General features: G+C 61.0%; 17 protein-coding genes. 10 read left to right on the forward strand and 7 right to left on the reverse strand.

The window, feature by feature from the left end; all coding sequences use genetic code 11:
* Positions 1-5 precede the first annotated feature (5 nt).
* The gene (locus ACM6JM_RS15545) at positions 6-1190 is read left to right on the forward strand and encodes a thiolase family protein (RefSeq protein ID WP_064383416.1); all 1185 of its coding nucleotides are present in this window, start codon (positions 6-8) and stop codon (positions 1188-1190) included.
* Between the two features lie 136 nt (positions 1191-1326).
* On the opposite strand, the gene ACM6JM_RS15550 is transcribed toward ACM6JM_RS15545, so the two are convergent.
* Positions 1327-1521: a DUF6316 family protein gene (locus tag ACM6JM_RS15550; RefSeq protein ID WP_039770586.1), complete on the reverse strand. Its 195-nt coding sequence runs from the start codon at positions 1519-1521 to the stop codon at positions 1327-1329.
* Positions 1522-1734: 213 nt separating this feature from the next.
* On the opposite strand from ACM6JM_RS15550, the gene ACM6JM_RS15555 reads away from it, so the two are divergent.
* Positions 1735-2694 carry a DMT family transporter gene (locus tag ACM6JM_RS15555; RefSeq protein WP_085668120.1) on the forward strand — a complete coding sequence of 320 codons (960 nt, stop codon included), beginning with the start codon at positions 1735-1737 and terminating at the stop codon, positions 2692-2694.
* Positions 2695-2730: 36 nt separating this feature from the next.
* Here the strand turns inward: ACM6JM_RS15555 and ACM6JM_RS15560 are convergent, their stop codons facing one another.
* The gene (locus ACM6JM_RS15560; protein WP_414882156.1) at positions 2731-4125 is read right to left on the reverse strand and encodes a class II fumarate hydratase; all 1395 of its coding nucleotides are present in this window, start codon (positions 4123-4125) and stop codon (positions 2731-2733) included.
* 193 nt (positions 4126-4318) lie between these two features.
* Here ACM6JM_RS15560 and ACM6JM_RS15565 point away from each other — a divergent pair, with 193 nt between their 5' ends.
* The 7 genes from ACM6JM_RS15565 (at position 4319) to ACM6JM_RS15595 (ending at position 12321) form a co-directional block, all read left to right on the forward strand.
* On the forward strand, positions 4319-4837 hold the full coding sequence (locus tag ACM6JM_RS15565; RefSeq protein ID WP_085668122.1) for a DUF2059 domain-containing protein: 519 nt from the start codon (positions 4319-4321) through the stop codon (positions 4835-4837).
* 12 nt (positions 4838-4849) lie between these two features.
* Positions 4850-5149, forward strand: coding sequence for a BolA family protein (locus ACM6JM_RS15570; protein WP_007950896.1), 300 nt, complete (start codon positions 4850-4852; stop codon positions 5147-5149).
* Positions 5150-5266: 117 nt separating this feature from the next.
* Positions 5267-6208: a rhodanese-related sulfurtransferase gene (locus ACM6JM_RS15575; protein WP_011335384.1), complete on the forward strand. Its 942-nt coding sequence runs from the start codon at positions 5267-5269 to the stop codon at positions 6206-6208.
* Between the two features lie 35 nt (positions 6209-6243).
* Entirely contained in the window at positions 6244-6846 is a 603-nt protein-coding gene (locus ACM6JM_RS15580) for a DsbA family protein (RefSeq protein WP_170844877.1), read from the forward strand.
* Complete coding sequence (locus ACM6JM_RS15585; protein ID WP_108562942.1) at positions 6839-8656, forward strand: ABC transporter ATP-binding protein; 1818 nt, start codon at positions 6839-6841, stop codon at positions 8654-8656. Before ACM6JM_RS15580 ends, ACM6JM_RS15585 begins: the two co-directional genes overlap by 8 nt.
* Positions 8657-9017: 361 nt before the next feature.
* The gene (locus ACM6JM_RS15590; protein WP_414882157.1) at positions 9018-11480 is read left to right on the forward strand and encodes an EAL domain-containing protein; all 2463 of its coding nucleotides are present in this window, start codon (positions 9018-9020) and stop codon (positions 11478-11480) included.
* A 46-nt stretch (positions 11481-11526) separates the two neighbouring features.
* The gene (locus ACM6JM_RS15595) at positions 11527-12321 is read left to right on the forward strand and encodes a TenA family transcriptional regulator (RefSeq protein ID WP_039770573.1); all 795 of its coding nucleotides are present in this window, start codon (positions 11527-11529) and stop codon (positions 12319-12321) included.
* A 61-nt stretch (positions 12322-12382) separates the two neighbouring features.
* On the opposite strand, the gene ACM6JM_RS15600 is transcribed toward ACM6JM_RS15595, so the two are convergent.
* From ACM6JM_RS15600 to ACM6JM_RS15620, 5 genes are all read right to left on the reverse strand, one after another.
* Positions 12383-13309 (reverse strand): GGDEF domain-containing protein, encoded by a 927-nt coding sequence (locus ACM6JM_RS15600; RefSeq protein ID WP_074688038.1) that lies wholly within the window; start codon positions 13307-13309, stop codon positions 12383-12385.
* Positions 13310-13671: 362 nt separating this feature from the next.
* Positions 13672-14412 carry a YciK family oxidoreductase gene (locus ACM6JM_RS15605; RefSeq protein ID WP_085668124.1) on the reverse strand — a complete coding sequence of 247 codons (741 nt, stop codon included), beginning with the start codon at positions 14410-14412 and terminating at the stop codon, positions 13672-13674.
* An 89-nt stretch (positions 14413-14501) separates the two neighbouring features.
* The gene (gene mupP / locus ACM6JM_RS15610) at positions 14502-15173 is read right to left on the reverse strand and encodes an N-acetylmuramic acid 6-phosphate phosphatase MupP (RefSeq protein ID WP_074688036.1); all 672 of its coding nucleotides are present in this window, start codon (positions 15171-15173) and stop codon (positions 14502-14504) included.
* Between the two features lie 4 nt (positions 15174-15177).
* The gene (gene ubiG / locus ACM6JM_RS15615) at positions 15178-15876 is read right to left on the reverse strand and encodes a bifunctional 2-polyprenyl-6-hydroxyphenol methylase/3-demethylubiquinol 3-O-methyltransferase UbiG (protein ID WP_039770564.1); all 699 of its coding nucleotides are present in this window, start codon (positions 15874-15876) and stop codon (positions 15178-15180) included.
* 57 nt (positions 15877-15933) lie between these two features.
* Positions 15934-17268: a TRZ/ATZ family hydrolase gene (locus ACM6JM_RS15620; protein WP_414882159.1), complete on the reverse strand. Its 1335-nt coding sequence runs from the start codon at positions 17266-17268 to the stop codon at positions 15934-15936.
* Between the two features lie 108 nt (positions 17269-17376).
* Here ACM6JM_RS15620 and mtnA point away from each other — a divergent pair, with 108 nt between their 5' ends.
* Entirely contained in the window at positions 17377-18453 is a 1077-nt protein-coding gene (mtnA, locus tag ACM6JM_RS15625; RefSeq protein ID WP_074688034.1) for an S-methyl-5-thioribose-1-phosphate isomerase, read from the forward strand.
* Positions 18454-18786: the final 333 nt, after the last annotated feature.

Consider the following 18786-nt stretch of genomic DNA (forward strand, 5'->3'; position numbering starts at 1 on the left):
ATGCCATGCGTGAAGTGGTGATCGTCGACAGCGTACGGACCGGCCTGGCCAAGTCCTTTCGCGGCAAGTTCAACCAGACCCGTCCCGATGACATGGCGGCCCATTGCGTCAATGCGTTGCTCTCGCGCAACGACATCGACCCGGCCAGCGTCGAGGATTGCATCGTCGGCGCCGGCTCCAACGAGGGCGCCCAGGGCTACAACATCGGCCGCAACGTGGCGGTGCTCTCGCAACTGGGCACCGGCACCGCCGGCATGACCCTCAATCGTTTCTGTTCGTCGGGTTTGCAGGCGATTGCGATTGCCGCCAACCAGATCGCGTCGGGTTGCAGCGACATCATCGTTGCCGGCGGCGTCGAGTCGATCAGCCTGACCCTGAAAAGCGTCAACACCGATCACCTGATCAACCCGTTGCTCAAGCAGCAGACGCCGGGCATCTACTACACCATGGGTCAGACCGCCGAAGTGGTGGCGCGCCGTTATGGCGTCAGTCGCGAGGCGCAGGATCGTTACTCGCTGCAAAGTCAGATCCGCACCGCCCAGGCGCAGGCAGCAGGCCTGTTCAACGATGAAATCGTGCCGATGGCGGTGAAGTACCGCGTTGAAGACAAGAACAGCGGTGAAGTGCAGATCCTCGACGGCATCGTCGACCGCGATGACTGCAATCGCCCGGACACCACCTATGAAAGCCTTGCCGGGTTGAAACCGGTGTTCGCCGAAGACGGTTCGGTGACCGCCGGCAACTCGTCGCAGTTGTCCGATGGCGCCTCGATGACGCTGGTGATGAGCCTGGAAAAAGCCCTGCAACTGGGGCTCAAGCCAAAAGCGTTTTTCCGTGGGTTCACCGTGGCCGGTTGCGAGCCGGACGAAATGGGCATCGGCCCGGTGTTTTCGGTGCCAAAGCTGCTCAAGGCCAAGGGCCTGCAGGTGGCGGATATCGATCTGTGGGAATTGAACGAAGCGTTCGCCTCGCAATGCCTGTACGCCCGTGACCGGCTGGAAATCGACAACGAGAAGTACAACGTCAACGGCGGTTCGATTTCCATCGGTCACCCGTTCGGCATGACCGGGTCACGGCAGGTCGGGCATCTGGTGCGTGAGTTGCAGCGGCGCAATCTGCGCTACGGGATCGTGACCATGTGCGTGGGCGGGGGGATGGGGGCGACCGGGTTGTTTGAGGCTGTGCGCTAGGCCTTGAACGATGCGTTGACCGGCAAATCGTAATCGCGGGCAAGCCCGCTCCTACAGTGTTCGAGTGTGCTCACAATTCAGTGGCCAACCCGGAACCTGTGGGAGAGGGCTTGCCCGCGATTGGGTTCAGCACGGCTTATCTGCCGGAATCCAGCAATTGCATCCGCGCGATGTACGCGCGGATTTCCTGCTCGGCTTTCTCGTGGCTGTCGAATGGCCCTTCGAGGGTGTTTTCCCGGGTGCTGAAATACAGTTCGCCGTTGACCCGGCACACGCGGTCGCTGCGAAAGTGCGTGGCGGGGGCGGTGTCCTGGGCGCGCATGCCTAACATGACGGGTCTCCTTGGTGAGTGATGTCCCGGGCTGGATCCAATGAGCTTATGCCTGAACCACTTATCCCGCCCGGCCAGCCGATCAACGGCCCAGCGTCAATTTTCTGCTGCGACCTGCACAGTTTCATTTGCGGCTGAAACGCAACTGTCCCTGTGTAGGGCTGGTCCGTACGCCTAGAATGAGCGCTCCTGTCTCTGGCGCTTGGGGTTCTCATGCACGTTTCATCGGGTCGTTGGGTGTACGGCATGTTCCTGGCGTTATTGACGGCGTTTCTCTGGGGAATCCTGCCGATCAAGCTCAAGCAGGTGCTGGTGGTGATGGACCCGGTCACGGTGACCTGGTTTCGCCTGCTGGTGTCCGGCGGTTGCCTGTTCATTTATCTGGCCGCGACCAAACGCTTGCCCAGTCGCAAGGTGCTCGGGCGGAAGGGCGGCTGGCTGGTGCTGATGGCGGTGCTCGGGCTGGTGGGCAATTACGTGCTGTACCTCATGGGCCTGAACCTGCTCAGCCCCGGCACTGCGCAACTGGTGGTGCAGATGGGGCCGATCATGTTGCTGATCGCCAGTCTGTTTGTGTTCAAGGAACGCTTCAGTATCGGTCAGGGCATTGGCCTGGCGGTGCTGCTGATCGGGTTCGCGCTGTTCTTCAATCAGCGTCTGGCGGAATTGCTCACGTCTTTGTCTGATTACACCGCTGGTGTGTTGCTGGTGCTGCTCGCTTCGACCGTCTGGACCTTCTATGCGCTGGGCCAGAAGCAATTGCTGACGGTGTGGAATTCGTTGCAGGTGATGATGGTGATCTACCTGTTCTGCGCCCTGTTGCTGACACCTTGGGTGCATCCGCTCGAAGCACTTTCGCTGAACCCGTTGCAGGGCTGGCTGCTGCTGGCGTGCTGCATGAACACCCTGATCGCCTACGGCGCATTTGCCGAGGCGCTGGCGCATTGGGAAGCTTCGCGGGTCAGTGCGACGCTGGCGATCACGCCGTTGGTGACGTTCGGTGCGGTGGCCGTGGCGGCCGGAGTGTGGCCTGAATATGTACATGCCGAGCAAATCAATCTGCTGGGGTATGGCGGGGCGGTGCTGGTGGTACTGGGTTCGGCGCTGGTGGCGCTCGGGCCTTCGCTGATTGCCGGGCTCAAGGCGCGGCGGGCGAAACTGTTGGTCGGATGACCTTCCCGTGCCGGGCACGGGAAGGATCGGCATGACTCAGCCCTTGGCCCCGGCCTCGATCATGTTTTCCGGCCGCACCCAGGCATCGAACTCCTCATCGGTCAGATAGCCCAGCTCCAGCGCCGCTTCGCGCAGGGTCTTGCCTTCGCTGTAGGCCTTCTTGGCGATTTCCGCCGACTTGTCGTAGCCGATGTGCGGGTTCAGCGCCGTCACCAGCATCAGGCCGCGTTCCAGATGCTTCGCCATGACTTCGGCATCCGGTTCCAGCCCGGCGATGCAATGCTGCTGGAAGTTGCTGCAACCATCGGCCAGCAGGCGGATCGATTGCAGCAGGTTATGAATGATCACCGGTTTGAACACGTTCAACTGCAAGTGCCCCTGACTGGCGGCGAAACCGATCGCCACGTCGTTGCCCAGCACCTGGCAGGCCAGCATCGACAACGCCTCGCACTGGGTCGGGTTGACCTTGCCGGGCATGATCGAGCTGCCCGGTTCGTTGGCCGGCAGGCGCACTTCGGCAAAACCGGCTCGTGGGCCGGAACCCAGCAGGCGCAGGTCGTTGGCGATTTTCATCAGCGCCACGGCGAGGGTTTTCAGGGCGCCGGAGAGGGTAGTCAACGGCTCATGGCCGGCGAGGGCAGCGAATTTGTTCGGTGCGGTGACGAACGGCAGACCCGACAACGCCGCCAGTTCAGCGGCAATCGCTTCGCCGAAGCCGTGGGGCGAGTTGAGCCCGGTGCCGACGGCAGTGCCGCCCTGCGCCAGTTCGCAGACCGCCGGCAACGCCGCGCGAATCGCCCGTTCGGCGTAATCCAGCTGCGCTATGAATCCGGAGATTTCCTGGCCGAAGGTGATCGGCGTGGCGTCCATCATGTGGGTGCGGCCGGTCTTCACCAGTTTCATGTGCCGCGCTGACAGCTCGGCCAGACCGCCCGACAGCTCGGCGATGGCTGGCAGTAGTTGCGTCTGTACCGCTTGCGCGGTGGCGATGCTCATGGCCGTGGGGAAGCAATCGTTGGAGCTCTGCGAGCGGTTGACGTGATCGTTGGGGTGCACCGGCGTCTTGCCGCCGCGCGGGTTGCCGGCCAGTTCGTTGGCGCGGCCGGCGATCACTTCGTTGGCGTTCATATTGCTTTGCGTACCGCTGCCGGTCTGCCAGACCACCAGCGGGAACTGGTCGTCGTGCTGGCCGTCGAGCACTTCGTCGGCGGCCTGTTCGATCAGGCGGGCGATGTCGGCAGGCAGGTCGCCGTTGCGGTCGTTGACCCGGGCCGCGGCTTTCTTGATCAGGGCCAGGGCGTGCAGTACCGGCAATGGCATGCGTTCCTGACCGATGGCGAAGTTGATCAGCGAGCGTTGCGTCTGAGCGCCCCAGTAAGCGTCGTCCGGGACCTCGATCTGGCCCAGGGTGTCGGTTTCGATACGGCTCATCGTGCACACTCCTGTTGGTCTGTTTGCGCAGTTTAGGCCGGTGTCGGCCCGGGTGGTTCCATCCGGTCGATTGTTGACCGGCAAATCCCCGCCAATCAAGCGCGGCAAGGGCCGGGGGTTGAGCCGCAGCGTTATTCAGGCGCAGAATGGTCGCCCTTGGGGTTTTACCTCGCCTAGCTGAAAAGGAAACTCGATGACTCGTCTTCGTGCCATCTGCACCGCGGTTGCCCTGGTTTGCGCCAGCGGCCAGGTGCTTGCCGATACCGCCAGCCACAACGCCAGTGCCGAAGCTTTCCTGACCCTGGCGCACGCTGACAAGCTGGGCACTCCGGTGTACATGCAGGTTCAGCAGATGTTCGCCCAGCGTTTTGAACAGACCAAGGCGCCGGAATCCAAGAAAGCCGTTCTGGATACCTATCAGGCCAAGGCCAATGCCGCTCTGGACCAGGCCATCGGCTGGAACAAGCTGAAGCCGGACATGGTCAAGCTCTACACCAGCAACTTCAGCGAACAGGAATTGAAGGATCTGGTCGCGTTCTACCAGTCGCCACTGGGCAAGAAAGTCCTGGAAAAAATGCCGCAGCTGACCCAGCAATCGGCCCAAATGACCCAGGCCAAACTGGAAAGCGCCGTACCGGTGGTCAACAAGCTGCTGGACGACATGACCAACGAGCTGGCTCCTAAAGGCGCGGCTCCGGCCAAGAAGAAGTAAGCGGAGTTCGTGATGACCATGCAACAACGCATCGAATCGACGCTGGCGCTGCTTCAGCCTGAGCATCTGCAAGTGCTGGACGAAAGCCACATGCACAGTCGCGGGTTGCAGACCCACTTCAAGGCAGTGGTGGTCAGTGCGCAGTTCGAAGGCCTGAACCGGGTCAAGCGCCACCAGAAAGTCTACGGCACGCTCGGCGAGCTGATGGGCGAGTTCCATGCGTTGGCGCTGCACACCTACACCCCGCAGGAATGGGCAGAGACAGGCGTCGCTCCGGCGTCGCCGACCTGTGCCGGCGGCAGCAAGCATTGAGCCTTGCAGCAATGAACTGAGGTTTTTTGCTAGAATCCGCAACGCGCCGCTCACCCGGCGCGTTTTTTTTCGCATCCGGTTCACCCTTTACGAGGGTAGCCACCTGGAGAAATACCCATGACACAACCGATTGTCGTGGCGGCACTGTACAAGTTCGTCACCCTCGAAGATTACGTCAACCTGCGCGAGCCCCTGCTGCAAGCGATGGTCGACAACGGCATCAAAGGCACCCTGCTGATCGCCGAAGAAGGCATCAACGGCACGGTTTCCGGCAGCCGTGAAGGCATCGACGGCCTGCTGGCCTGGTTGCGCAACGATCCGCGCATGGTCGATATCGATCACAAGGAATCGTACTGCGATGAGCAGCCGTTCTACCGCACCAAGGTCAAGCTCAAGAAAGAGATCGTGACCCTGGGCGTCGAAGGCGTCGACCCGAACAAGAAGGTCGGCACCTACGTCGAGCCCAAGGACTGGAACGCACTGATCAGCGATCCGGAAGTGCTGCTGATCGACACCCGCAACGATTACGAAGTGTCGATCGGCACCTTCGAAGGCGCCATCGATCCGAAAACCACCAGTTTTCGCGAATTCCCCGACTACATCAAAGAACACTTCGATCCGGCCGTGCACAAGAAGGTCGCGATGTTCTGCACCGGCGGCATTCGCTGCGAGAAGGCCTCGAGCTACATGCTCGGCGAAGGCTTCGAAGAGGTCTATCACCTCAAGGGCGGCATCCTGAAGTACCTCGAAGAAGTACCGCAGGAAGAAACCAAATGGCAGGGCGACTGCTTCGTCTTCGACAACCGCGTGACCGTGCGTCATGACCTGAGTGAAGGCGACTACGATCAATGTCATGCCTGCCGTACCCCGGTCAGCGTTGAAGATCGCGCCTCCGAGCATTACGTGGCCGGCATCAGCTGCCCGCATTGCTGGGACACCCTGAGCGAGAAGACCCGCCGCAGCGCCATCGACCGCCAGAAGCAGATCGAACTGGCAAAAGCGCGCAACATGCCGCACCCGATCGGCTACAACTATAAGCAAGCATCCACCGAGGCTTAATCATGTCTGCACGCCTGCTCTATGTGATGGATCCGATGTGTTCGTGGTGCTGGGGATTTGCCCCGGTGGCCAAGGCATTGGTGGAGCAGGCGCAGGCAGCCGGGGTGGAACTGCACCTGGTGGTCGGCGGATTGCGCACCGGCAGTGGAGCGGCGCTGGAACCGACCACCCGGCGCTACATTCTCGAACACTGGCAGGCGGTCACCGAGGCCACCGGCCAGCCGTTCAAGCTGGAAGGCGCGTTGCCGGACGGTTTTGTCTACGACACCGAACCTGCCTGCCGGGCCATCGTCACCGCGCGCAGCCTGGCGCCGGATTGCGCGTGGAAACTGGTCGGGTTGATCCAGCACGCGTTTTACGCCGAAGGTCGTGATGTCACTCAGGCCAGCGTTCTGGTGGAGCTGGCCGAGAAGGCCGGCGTCCCGCGTATCGAATTTGCTGCCCTGTTTGATCATGCCGATCAGCACAAGGCGACCCAGGCCGATTTCACTTGGGTTCAGGATCTGGGCATCGCCGGATTCCCGACCCTGCTCGCCGAACGCAACGGCCAACTGGCGTTGCTGACCAACGGCTACCAGCCGCTCAGTGAACTGTCGCCGCTGCTCGGTCGATGGCTGGAGCGCGCGGCCTGTGTCTGACCCGGCCGATGACACGCCAGCCGTCAAGCGTGTCGACCGGCTGAGCTGGGCTGAAGTCCGGCGACTGGCACTTCATCACAAAAAATCCCTGTGGATCGCCAACGGCGTGGCCGTACTGGCGACGCTGTGCAGCGTGCCGATTCCGTTGCTGTTGCCGTTGCTGGTGGACGAAGTCCTGCTCGGCCATGGCGATGCTGCGCTGAAAGTCATGAACCACGTGCTGCCCTCAATGTGGCAGCAAGCGGCGGGTTACATCGGTCTGATGCTGGTGGTGACGCTGACCCTGCGCTGCAGCGCCCTGTGTTTTGGCGTGTTGCAGGCGCGGTTGTTTGCGCGGCTGGCCAAGGACATCGTGTATCGGATTCGCGTGCGGTTGATCGAGCGTCTGAAACGGATCTCGCTGGGTGAATACGAAAGCCTGGGCAGCGGCACGGTCACCACGCACCTGGTCACCGACCTGGACACCCTCGACAAATTTGTCGGCGAAACCCTCAGCCGTTTTCTGGTGGCGATGCTGACGCTGGTCGGCACCGCCAGCATCCTGATGTGGATGCACTGGAAACTGGCGCTGCTGATCCTGCTGTTCAACCCGCTGGTGATCTACGCCACGGTGCAGTTGGGCAAACGGGTCAAGCATCTGAAGAAACTGGAGAACGACAGCACCTCGCGCTTCACTCAGGCGCTGAGCGAAACCCTCGATGCGATCCAGGAAGTGCGTGCCGGCAACCGTCAGGGCTTCTTCCTGGGGCGCCTTGGCCTGCGGGCTCAGGAAGTGCGCAACTACGCGGTCAACTCGCAGTGGAAGACCGACGCTTCGAACCGCGCCAGCGGCCTGTTGTTTCAGTTCGGCATCGATATCTTTCGCGCGGCGGCCATGTTGACGGTGTTGTTCTCCGACCTGTCGATCGGGCAGATGCTCGCGGTGTTCAGCTATCTGTGGTTCATGATCGGCCCGGTCGAACAGCTGCTGAACCTGCAATACGCCTACTACGCCGCCGGCGGAGCGCTGTCGCGGATCAACGAACTGCTGGCCCGCGCCGACGAGCCGCAATACCCCGGCGGCGTCGATCCGTTCAAGGGTCGCGATACCGTCGGGATTCAGGTGCAGGGTCTGAGCTTCGGTTATGGCGACGAACTGGTGCTGGATCAATTGAACCTGTCCATCGCCCCCGGTGAGAAAGTAGCGATTGTCGGTGCCAGTGGCGGCGGCAAAAGTACCCTCGTGCAATTGCTGCTGGGCCTGTACACGCCACTGGCGGGGACGATCCGTTTCGGCGGCTCGAGCCAGCAGGAAATCGGCCTGGAAACGGTTCGGGAAAACGTCGCTGTGGTGTTGCAACATCCGGCGCTGTTCAACGACACCGTGCGCGCCAACCTGACCATGGGCCGTACCCGCAGTGACGAAGCCTGCTGGCAGGCACTGGAAATCGCCCAGCTCGAACCCACCATCCGCGCCTTGCCGGACGGCCTGGACAGCATCGTCGGCCGCTCCGGCGTGCGTCTGTCCGGCGGCCAACGGCAACGTCTGGCCATCGCCCGGATGATCCTCGCCGAGCCCAAAGTGGTGATCCTCGACGAGGCGACGTCAGCCCTCGACGCCGCCACCGAATACAACCTGCACCAGGCCATGGCGCGCTTCCTCCATGGCCGCACCACGCTGATCATTGCCCACCGCCTGTCAGCGGTAAAGCAGGCGGACCGGGTGCTGGTGTTCGACGGCGGGCAAGTGGCCGAGGATGGCGACCATCAGCAACTGATTGCCGATGGTGGGTTGTACGCCAAGCTGTATGGGCATTTGCAGCGGTTGTAGGTCAGCCCTGCAACACCTTGAGTCTTTGACATATCGTTCGCATTACGCTTTTTTGGGTGTGCTGGCATTGGCGTGTGCCTGCCTGTCGAGCAATAACGAAGTGCTGATGCTGCGCCTGGGTGCGCAGCTCTGCCCGGGTAGTTTTGCGTGTAATTGAAGCTCGGTATGAGCGCCTGTAACGAAGGTCTGAAGTACCTGGTGAATCGTTCTCACCAGTGACCATGGCCATGCATAAGTCTATTCTGCGTTTGTCCTGAACTGAGGCGGATCCGTCGCTTGCCGGAACCCCGAACGCCTCCTAGTCTTGGGGGGATGCTCGCAAAGAGAAGGACGACCAGGCAGTGCTCATGCAAGGAATCCCATGAAGCAAAAGCGGACTCTCGGAACGCCACGGTTGTTGGGCATCGTCTGGCCATTCATTGCCGTCGTGTTGTTTCAAGCCTTGCTGGGGGGCGTGAGCCTTTACGTCCTGTCAGCCGTTCGCGGCTATGTCGCGGGCGAAAGTCTCTGGTCCAAGGGCCAGAAAGACGCGATCTATTACCTTAACCTGTACGCCGACAGTCGCGACGAGGCGATCTACCTCAAGTACCAGAACGCCATTGCCGTGCCTCAGGGCGGTCATCAATTGCGTCTGGCACTGGACAAGCAACCGCCCGACCTGCAGGCGGCACGCGAAGGCATTCTCAAGGGCGGCAACCATCCCGACGACGTTTCCAGCCTGATCTGGCTGTACCTGAATTTCCGTCACTTCAGTTATCTCGAAACCGCCATCGACCGCTGGACGCTGGGCGATGCCTATCTGGTGGAGCTCGATGGCGTGGCGCAGGAGATGCATCAGCGCATCACCGCCAATGCCGCCACCGAGGCCGATATCCGCCGCTGGAAGGACCGGATTTTTGCCATTAATGACGGGGTGACTCCGGCCGCCAAGGCGTTCAGCGATGCCCTGGGTGAAGGCTCGCGAATGATCCTGCGCCTGCTGCTGTTCACCAACCTCGCCACCGCGCTGGGCCTGATCGTGCTGGCGCTGCTGCGCACCCGCAAGTTGCTCAAGCAACGGCATGCCTTTGCCGAAGCGCTGCAACTGGAAAAGGACCGTGCGCACGTCACGTTGCACTCGATTGGCGACGGGGTGATCACCACCGACGTGAGCGGGGCCATCGAATACATGAACCCCGCCGCCGAAGCCCTGACCCACTGGAAAGCCGAACAGGCGGCCGGGCTGCCCCTCGCGGCACTGTTCAATCTGCTGGACGACAACGCCCAGACCGAGGGACTGACCCTGATCGAGCATATTCTCAGCGGTCAGCTCAGCGGTGGCAGTGAACACTCCAAGCTGATCCAGCGGCTCGATGGCAGTACCGTGTCGGTGACTCTGGTCGGGGCTCCGATCCGCAATTCCGACAAGGTCAGCGGCACCGTGCTGGTGCTGCATGACATGACCCAGGAGCGGCAATACATCGCCAATCTGTCGTGGCAGGCCACCCACGATGCACTGACCGGGCTGGCCAACCGTCGCGAGTTCGAATACCGCCTCGAACAGGCCCTGCATAACCTGACGCGACAGGCCGGGCGGCATGCGCTGATGTTCCTTGATCTCGATCAGTTCAAACTGGTCAACGACACCTGCGGGCATGCGGCCGGCGATGAATTGCTGCGGCATATCTGCGCGTTGCTGCAATCCGGCTTGCGCGAGGGCGACACCCTGGCGCGGCTGGGGGGGGACGAGTTCGGCATCCTGCTGGAGAACTGTGCCCCGGAGGCCGCCGAGAAGATCGCGGAGAGTTTGCGCCAGACCGTACAGAACCTGCATTTCGTCTGGAAGGGGCGGCCGTTCCTGACCACGGTGAGCATTGGCCTGGTGCATGTGGCGCAGACGCCGACCACCCTCGAAGCCTCGCTGAGGGCTGCCGACATGGCCTGCTACATGGCCAAGGAAAAGGGCCGCAATCGGGTGCAGGTCTACCATGCCGACGACTCGGAACTGTCCCTGCGCTTCGGCGAGATGGCCTGGGTTCAACGTCTGCACATGGCCCTGGAAGAAAACCGCTTTTGTCTCTACGCCCAGGAAATCGCGCCATTGGGCTCGGTTGCCGGTGGTACCCGCGGGCACATCGAGATTCTGCTGCGTCTGCATGATGAAGCGGGCCGGATGATTCTCCCGGACAGTTTCATACCGGCGGCCGAGCGTTACGGATTGATGACATCGCTGGATCGCTGGGTTGTGCAGAATGTATTTAAGGTTATTGCCCAATGTATTAACGATAAGTGTCAGGGTCCTCTGGCAATGTGTGCGATTAATCTTTCAGGCATTACTATCGGAGATGACGCGTTCTTGCACTTTCTGCGGGAACAGTTTGATAACTACTGCGTACCGCCTGAAATGATTTGTTTTGAAATTACAGAAACCAGTGCCATTGCAAATCTGGGTAGTGCAATCAGATTTATCAATGAACTCAAAGGCTTGGGTTGTTACTTTTCCCTGGATGATTTTTGCGCCGGAATGTCTTCATTCGCTTATCTGAAACATTTGCCTGTAGACTTCCTGAAGATCGACGGGAGTTTCGTAAAGGATATGCTGGACGACCCGATTAACCGCGCTATGGTCGAAGTGATCAATCACATCGGGCATGTCATGGGTAAGCAGACAATTGCCGAGTTTGTCGAGACAGCGCAGATCGAGCAGGCATTGCTTGAAATCGGCGTGGATTACGCTCAGGGTTATGTTATTGAACGCCCGCAGTTGTTTACCTGTGACAGTTTGCAAAGTCGGCCCGCCAGACCGCAGCCGTTGTTGTTCAAGGCGCCTGGCACATTCCGTTGAAGTCTCTTGCCGATCCTTACAATCACAAATCAAAAGGAGCCGAACAGTGATCGACACATTCAACCGAACCGGACCACTCATGGAAGCTGCAAGTTATCCCGCCTGGGCGCAACAGTTGATCCAGGATTGCAGCGAGAGCAAACGCCGGGTTGTCGAACATGAACTTTATCTGCGCATGCGTGATAACAAGCTCAGCGCCAGAACCATGCGCCAGTACCTGATCGGGGGCTGGCCCGTCGTTGAGCAATTCGCGTTGTACATGGCGCAGAACCTGACCAAAACCAAATTCGCCCGCCACCCGGGCGAGGACATGGCGCGGCGCTGGCTGATGCGCAACATCCGCGTCGAACTCAACCACGCCGATTATTGGGTGCACTGGAGCCGGGCCCATGGGGTGAGCCTGGAAGACCTGCAAGCGCAACAAGTGCCACCGGAGTTGCATGCTCTGAGCCACTGGTGCTGGCACACCAGTTCGGCGGATTCACTGATCGTGGCCATCGCGGCCACCAACTACGCCATCGAAGGCGCAACCGGGGAGTGGTCGGCGCTGGTGTGTTCGACGGGTGTCTATGCCGCCGCTTTCCCTGAAGAAGATCGCAAGCGGGCCATGAAGTGGCTGAAAATGCACGCCCAGTACGATGACGCGCACCCGTGGGAAGCGCTGGAGATTATCTGCACCCTCGCCGGGCTAAACCCGAGCAAAGCCTTGCAGGCGGAACTGCGACAGGCCATCTGCAAGAGTTACGACTACATGTACCTGTTCCTTGAGCGCTGCATGCAGCTTGAGCTGTCGGAGCGGGTGTTGGTCGGGCGTGAGCGTCGGGCGCTGGTCGAGAGCTGATTTGGGCGACACCCATAAAAAACGGGAGCCTTGGCTCCCGTTTTTTGTTGGCGCAGAAAATCTAGCCTGCCATGGTCAGGCGATTGCGGCCTTCGCGCTTGGCGACATAGAGCGCGCTGTCGGCGCGACGCAACAGGCTGTCGGCGGATTCGCCCGGCAACAGGGTCGAGCAGCCGAGGCTCACGGTCAGTTCGATCAATTGATTATTGGCGTAGTAATCCTGGGTCTGCGCCGCCTGACGAAGGCGCTCGCCGACCATGGCGGCCGCATCGCGACCGGTGTTGGACAGCAGGATCAGAAATTCTTCCCCGCCATAACGGAACACCATGTCGACATTGCGCAACTGGCCCTTGATTGACGCGGCCACGGCTTTGAGGACGTCATCGCCGGCGCTGTGACCATGAAGGTCGTTGACCTGTTTGAAGTGGTCGATATCCAGCATCAGCACCGACAGTGGTTGCAGGTGCCGGCGCGACATTTCGATTTCTCGCAGCAGCGTCTGCTCCATCGCAATGCGGTTACCGGCTCCGGTCAACGGATCACGCAGGGCGCTCTGAGTGGCGGCGCGGTAAAGCAATGCATTGCGCATCGGGTACAGCAGGGCCGACAGCAGTGATTCGAGATAACCCAGTTCCTGTTCGTTGAAGCGCTGGTTGCGGCGGAACACCAACTCACCCATATGCTCGCCTTCGTGGCTGAGGCTATAGCTGGCCGAATGGTGCCCGCGAGCACCGAACTCCAGGCGCAGGTCGCTGCCGTCGTGCACGTAGGTCAGGGCGTCCAGGGGCACCAGGCGCTGAACTTCGCGGAAAAACAGACCGAGGATGCGTTGAGGCTCAAGGCTGGTTTGCAGTTGCAGGCTCATGTGCTGGCGCAATTGCGCCAGGCTGACAGGTCGCGCCAGCAGGGGAGGCTGCTGACCAAAGCCCAGGCGTTGCAATTTGGCACTGTCGAAGTCAATTGCAGTGGTCTGGGAGGGTGATTTCATATGGCGTGAGCCCCTAAGCAGTAAGTCTGTCTTACAGGCTGGGTGAGAGCGGCTATGGGCTGCGCGTCATACTGATCCATCAGTCCCGTAGGACATTTGGGGTAAGTTTAGTCTGCCCGATGACGATTAGTCAGCTATCGCATCAGGCCCTGCCCGGCTGCCTTCACACGGCGTGCTTTGAGGAGATGTAGAGCGAAAGTCATGCCATACGGTTCATATTTTTTGAAAACCGTTGAGAATCAATAGTTTGGATTTTTTAGAGCGGAGTAGGTGGTGGTTGTTTGACAGAGTTGGAGGTACTGAAGGCGGCAATTGCCTGCCGCGACGGGATTCCGTCACGGCAACAATTGCGACGTATGGCATTACTGGGCGTTGAAGGCCTGGCCATTGATACCCGTGCTGTCCGGGCCCATCAGGTACAGATAGACCGGCATGATTTCTTCCGGTGTCGGGTTGTTCAGTGGGTTCTCACCGGGGTACGCCTGTGCGCGCATGCTCGTGCGGGTGCCGCCCGGATTGATGCTGTTTGAGCGTACCGGCGCCACGCCGTCGATTTCATCGGCCAGAGTCTGCATCAACCCTTCAGTGGCAAACTTCGACACGCCATAAGCGCCCCAGTAAGCCCGGCCCTTGCGCCCGACGCTGCTGGAGGTGAACACCACCGAAGCATCCTGTGAAAGCTTCAGCAGCGGCAGCAGGGTGCTGGTCAGCATGAACATCGCGTTGACGTTGACCTGCATGACACGCATGAAGTTTTCACCGGACAACTGCTCGATCGGCGTGCGCGGCCCAATGATCGAAGCGTTGTGCAACAGGCCGTCGAGGTGGCCGAACTCGGTCTCGATCATCGCCGCCAGCTGATCGTATTGATGGGGCAGGGCGGTTTCGAGGTTGAACGGGATCACGGCGGGCTGTGGATGCCCGGCTGCTTCGATCTCGTCATAGACCTGGGTCAGATTGGCTTCGGTCTTGCCCAGCAGCAGCACGGTCGCGCCGTGGGCGGCGTATGTCCTGGCGGCCGCCGCACCGATGCCACGACCGGCACCGGTGACCAGAATGACCCGATCCTTGAGCAATTCGGGGCGAGCGGTGTAATCAAACATAAAAAACCTCATCAAGAGTCAGATCGTTCCCGCGCCGAACGTCGAACCGCCCGCGCGGGAATGCAGCCAACGACGCTCCGCGTCAGGTCTCAGCAGCTGCAGAGTGCGTTATCCAGCACCTTGCGCAATTCCAGCGGATGATCCACCACCACGTCCGCGCCCCAGTGCCGAGGGTTGTCGTCCGGGTGGATGTAGCCATAGGTCACGGCAGCGGTTTTGGTGCCGGCGTCACGGCCGGATTCGATATCGCGCAAATCATCGCCGATGAACAGGACGGTCGACGGATCCAGATCAAGCATCTTGCAGGCCAGGGTCAGCATCTCGGGATCCGGCTTGCTGTTCTTCACGTGATCCGGGCAGATCAGCAGCGCGGAGCGCTCGGCCAGCCCCAGTTGCTGCATGATCGGCTCGGCGAAGCGCAGCGGCTTGTTGGTGACCACGCCCCAGACCAGATTGGCTTTCTCGATGTCGGCCAGCAATTCGCCCATGCCGTCGAACAGCTTGCTGTGCACGGCGCAGCCCACCAGATAGCGCTCGAGGAACTCCAGGCGCAACTCCTCGAAGCCCGGCGACTCCGGATCCATCGAGAACGTCACCGCGACCATGGCCTTGGCGCCGCCGGAGATTTCATCGCGGATGTGTTTGTCGTTCATAGGCGGCAAACCGCGATCCGCGCGCATCGCCTGGCAGATGGCGATGAAGTCCGGCGCGGTGTCGAGCAGAGTGCCGTCCATGTCGAAAAGGACTGCTCTGATGGCCATCGGCTTACTCCTCGCGCAGGGTCTGGATCATGTAGTTGACGTCAACGTCCGCCGCCAGCTTGTAGTGCTTGGTCAGCGGGTTGTAGGTCAGACCGATGATGTCCTTGACGGTCAGGCCGGCCATGCGGCTCCAGGCGCCCAGCTCGGACGGGCGAATGAATTTCTTGAAATCGTGAGTGCCGCGCGGCAGCAGCTTCATGATGTATTCGGCACCGATGATGGCGAACAGGTAGGCCTTCGGGTTGCGGTTGATGGTGGAGAAGAACACCTGGCCGCCGGGCTTGACCATGCGGAAGCAGGCGCGGATCACCGAGGACGGATCCGGTACGTGCTCGAGCATTTCCAGGCAGGTGACGACGTCGAACTGCTCGGGCATTTCTTCGGCCAGGGCTTCGGCGGTGATCTGGCGGTACTCGACGTTCACGCCGGATTCCAGCTGATGCAGTTGCGCGACCGCCAGTGGCGCTTCGCCCATGTCGATACCGGTCACGGTCGCGCCGCGCTGGGCCATGGCTTCGCTGAGAATGCCGCCGCCGCAACCAACGTCGAGGACCTTCTTGCCGGCCAGATTGACACGCTCGTCAATCCAGTTGACCCGCAGCGGGTTGATGTCGTGCAGCGGTTTGAACTCGCTTTCGCGGTCCCACCAGCGGTGGGCCAGGGCTTCGAATTTGGCGATTTCGGCGTGGTCGACGTTGCTCATGATTCAATCCTCTAAAACTTGAAAAAGGCTGTAGCCCCGGAGTTTGCGCCGGGGTGTTTACGATTCGGTGTGGCCGCTGATGCGTCGGCCCCAGGCCCGGGCGGTTTCGCCTAGCTGTTGTTCGTCCAGTCGGGTCAGGCGGCGGTCGTCGAGCAACTGCTTGCCTGCGACCCACAGGTGTTTCACGCAGTCGCGGCCGGTGGCGTATATCAGTTGCGAGACCGGGTCATAGATCGGTTGTTGCGCCAGGCCGGACAGGTCGAAGGCGACGATGTCTGCCGCCTTGCCGAGTTCCAGCGAGCCGGTCTCGGCTTCGATTCCCAAGGCACGCGCGCCGTTCAGCGTGGCCATGCGCAGTGCCCGATGGGCGTCCAGTGCGGTGGCCGAGCCGGCGACAGCCTTGGCCAGCAGGGCGGCGGTGCGGGTTTCGCCCAGCAGATCCAGGTCATTGTTGCTCGCCGCGCCATCGGTGCCGACCGCGACGTTGACCCCGGCCTGCCACAGGCGCTCCACCGGGCAGAAGCCGCTGGCCAGTTTCAGGTTCGACTCCGGGCAATGGATCACGCTGGTGTTGCTTTCTACCAGTAACGCCACGTCGTCATCGCTGATCTGGGTCATGTGCACGGCCTGGAAACGCGGGCCGAGCAGGCCGAGGCGACCGAGCCGGGCCAGCGGGCGTTCGCCGCGCTGTTCGACCGCTTGCTGTACTTCGAACGCGGTTTCGTGGACATGCATGTGGATCGAGGCGTCCAGCTCTTCGGCGATCACGCGGATTTTTTCCAGGTTCTCGTCGCCCACGGTGTAGGGTGCATGAGGGCCGAAAGTGATCTTGATGCGCTCGTGATGCTTCAGGTCGCCAAACAGTTCGACGCCCTGACGAATGGCTTCATCGGCACTGGCGGCACCCGGAATCGGGAAGTCGAGGATCGGAATCGCGATCTGCGCACGGATTCCGCTGTTGTGCACGCGCTCGCTGGCAACCTTGGGGAAGAAGTACATGTCCGAGAAACAGGTGATGCCACCTTTTATCTGCTCGGCGATGGCCAGGTCGGTGCCGTCACGCACAAAGTCTTCATCGACCCATTTGCCCTCGGCCGGCCAGATGTGGTTTTCCAGCCAGGTCATCAGCGGCAAATCGTCGGCCAGACCACGGAACAGCGTCATCGCGGCGTGGCCGTGGGCGTTGATCAGGCCGGGGCTGAGCAGAACGTCCGGCAGTTCGCGGACTTCGGCGGCGTTACACTTCAGCGCTTCGGCACGCGGGCCGATGAACACGATGCGGCCGTCGCGAATGCCCAGGCCGTGCTCCTTGAGCACAACGCCTGCGGGTTCGACGGGTACCAGCCAGGTCGGCAGCAATAATAAGTCGAGCGCAATGGCAGGTTTCGGCATCGAGGGTCGGTTCCAGTGCTTTTGTAAAGGATGGCGAAGTATACCCGAGCGTCTTCGCGGGGGGATCGCTATAATCGGCGGCTTTTGTTCATGAGTGCGGGGTGAGGGATGCGCGATCGACTGTTGGCTGCGGAGAAAGTAAAGGCCATCGATTGGCGTGATGGCGCGCTCCACCTGCTGGATCAGCGCGTTTTGCCGTTCGAGGAAAACTGGGTCGCCTACACCAGCGCCGCCGGCGTGGCCGAAGCGATTCGTTCGATGGTGGTGCGCGGTGCGCCGGCCATCGGCATCAGTGCCGCCTACGGCATCGTACTGGCGGCCCGTGCCCGGATTGCCGAGGGGGGCGACTGGTACGCGGCGCTGGAAGAGGATTTCATGCTGCTGGCCGATTCCCGGCCGACAGCGGTCAACCTGTTCTGGGCGTTGAATCGCATGCATGACCGGCTGGACCGTTTGAAGGAAAACGCCGATCCACTGGTGGCGCTGGAAGCCGAGGCCATCGCAATTCATGAAAGCGATCGCGAGGCCAACCTGACCATGGCTCAGCTCGGCGTCGACCTGATCCGCAAGCATCAGGGCAATGCCCAGGCGATTCTGACGCACTGCAACACCGGCGCCCTGGCCACCGGCGGTTTTGGTACGGCGCTCGGGGTGATTCGTGCTGCGTTCATCGAAGGCATGGTCGAGCGCGTCTACGCCGACGAGACCCGGCCGTGGCTGCAAGGCTCGCGCCTGACCGCGTGGGAACTGGCCAACGAAGGCATTCCGGTGACCCTGAATGCTGACTCCGCTGCCGCGCACATCATGAAAACCAAAGGCGTGACCTGGGTGATCGTCGGCGCCGACCGGATTACCGCCAACGGTGACGTGGCGAACAAGATCGGCACCTATCAACTGGCGGTCAACGCCATGCACCACGGCGTGCGTTTCATGGTGGTGGCGCCGAGCTCGACCATCGACATGAATCTGGCCAGCGGTGATGACATTCCGATCGAAGAACGCGATGGCGCCGAGTTGCTGGAGGTTGGCGGCAAACGTGTCGGGGCTGACGTTGAGGCGTTCAACCCGGTGTTTGACGTGACCCCGGCGGACCTGATCGATGCGATCGTCACCGAAAAAGGCATCGTCGAGCGCCCGGATACCGCGAAAATGGCGCAGTTGATGTGCCGCAAGCGCCTGCATTGATTGGCTTGATGTCTGCGTTATCTTCTTCGCGAGCAGGCTCGCTCCCACAGGTTTTGTGATCGCCGCAGAACCCTGTTGGAGCGAGCTTGCTCGCGAAGGGGTCTTGAAAGTCAATAAACATCCGTAATTTCGTACCGAAATTTGCATTCAGGGAGGCTCTGAGCCTCTCTCGTCCCCGTTAAGCCTGTCATCGGTCATCTAACTATGCTCCATGCGCATCTGGGGGATAGGTGCGTGGCGGCTCTTGTGATAACATCCGGCGTTTTCCGAGGCAGTCCCACGGGGTTGTCTTCACTGCGCAAATCCAGGGTCAACTTGTCGATTTGTCGTAAG

Origin of the sequence: Pseudomonas sp. IT-P2 (assembly GCF_949767575.1) — a bacterium.
GTDB lineage: Bacteria > Pseudomonadota > Gammaproteobacteria > Pseudomonadales > Pseudomonadaceae > Aquipseudomonas > Aquipseudomonas pharyngis.

What these genes read in the sequence shown, in the direction of transcription:
- ACM6JM_RS15545 (WP_064383416.1), top strand. Translation starts at nt 6, where the DNA reads ATGCGTGAAGTGGTGATCGTCGACAGCGTACGGACCGGCCTGGCCAAG.
- ACM6JM_RS15550 (WP_039770586.1), bottom strand. Translation starts at nt 1,521, where the DNA reads ATGTTAGGCATGCGCGCCCAGGACACCGCCCCCGCCACGCACTTTCGC.
- ACM6JM_RS15555 (WP_085668120.1), top strand. Translation starts at nt 1,735, where the DNA reads ATGCACGTTTCATCGGGTCGTTGGGTGTACGGCATGTTCCTGGCGTTA.
- ACM6JM_RS15560 (WP_414882156.1), bottom strand. Translation starts at nt 4,125, where the DNA reads ATGAGCCGTATCGAAACCGACACCCTGGGCCAGATCGAGGTCCCGGAC.
- ACM6JM_RS15565 (WP_085668122.1), top strand. Translation starts at nt 4,319, where the DNA reads ATGACTCGTCTTCGTGCCATCTGCACCGCGGTTGCCCTGGTTTGCGCC.
- ACM6JM_RS15570 (WP_007950896.1), top strand. Translation starts at nt 4,850, where the DNA reads ATGACCATGCAACAACGCATCGAATCGACGCTGGCGCTGCTTCAGCCT.
- ACM6JM_RS15575 (WP_011335384.1), top strand. Translation starts at nt 5,267, where the DNA reads ATGACACAACCGATTGTCGTGGCGGCACTGTACAAGTTCGTCACCCTC.
- ACM6JM_RS15580 (WP_170844877.1), top strand. Translation starts at nt 6,244, where the DNA reads ATGTGTTCGTGGTGCTGGGGATTTGCCCCGGTGGCCAAGGCATTGGTG.
- ACM6JM_RS15590 (WP_414882157.1), top strand. Translation starts at nt 9,018, where the DNA reads ATGAAGCAAAAGCGGACTCTCGGAACGCCACGGTTGTTGGGCATCGTC.
- ACM6JM_RS15600 (WP_074688038.1), bottom strand. Translation starts at nt 13,309, where the DNA reads ATGAAATCACCCTCCCAGACCACTGCAATTGACTTCGACAGTGCCAAA.
- ACM6JM_RS15605 (WP_085668124.1), bottom strand. Translation starts at nt 14,412, where the DNA reads ATGTTTGATTACACCGCTCGCCCCGAATTGCTCAAGGATCGGGTCATT.
- mupP (WP_074688036.1), bottom strand. Translation starts at nt 15,173, where the DNA reads ATGGCCATCAGAGCAGTCCTTTTCGACATGGACGGCACTCTGCTCGAC.
- ubiG (WP_039770564.1), bottom strand. Translation starts at nt 15,876, where the DNA reads ATGAGCAACGTCGACCACGCCGAAATCGCCAAATTCGAAGCCCTGGCC.
- ACM6JM_RS15620 (WP_414882159.1), bottom strand. Translation starts at nt 17,268, where the DNA reads ATGCCGAAACCTGCCATTGCGCTCGACTTATTATTGCTGCCGACCTGG.
- mtnA (WP_074688034.1), top strand. Translation starts at nt 17,377, where the DNA reads ATGCGCGATCGACTGTTGGCTGCGGAGAAAGTAAAGGCCATCGATTGG.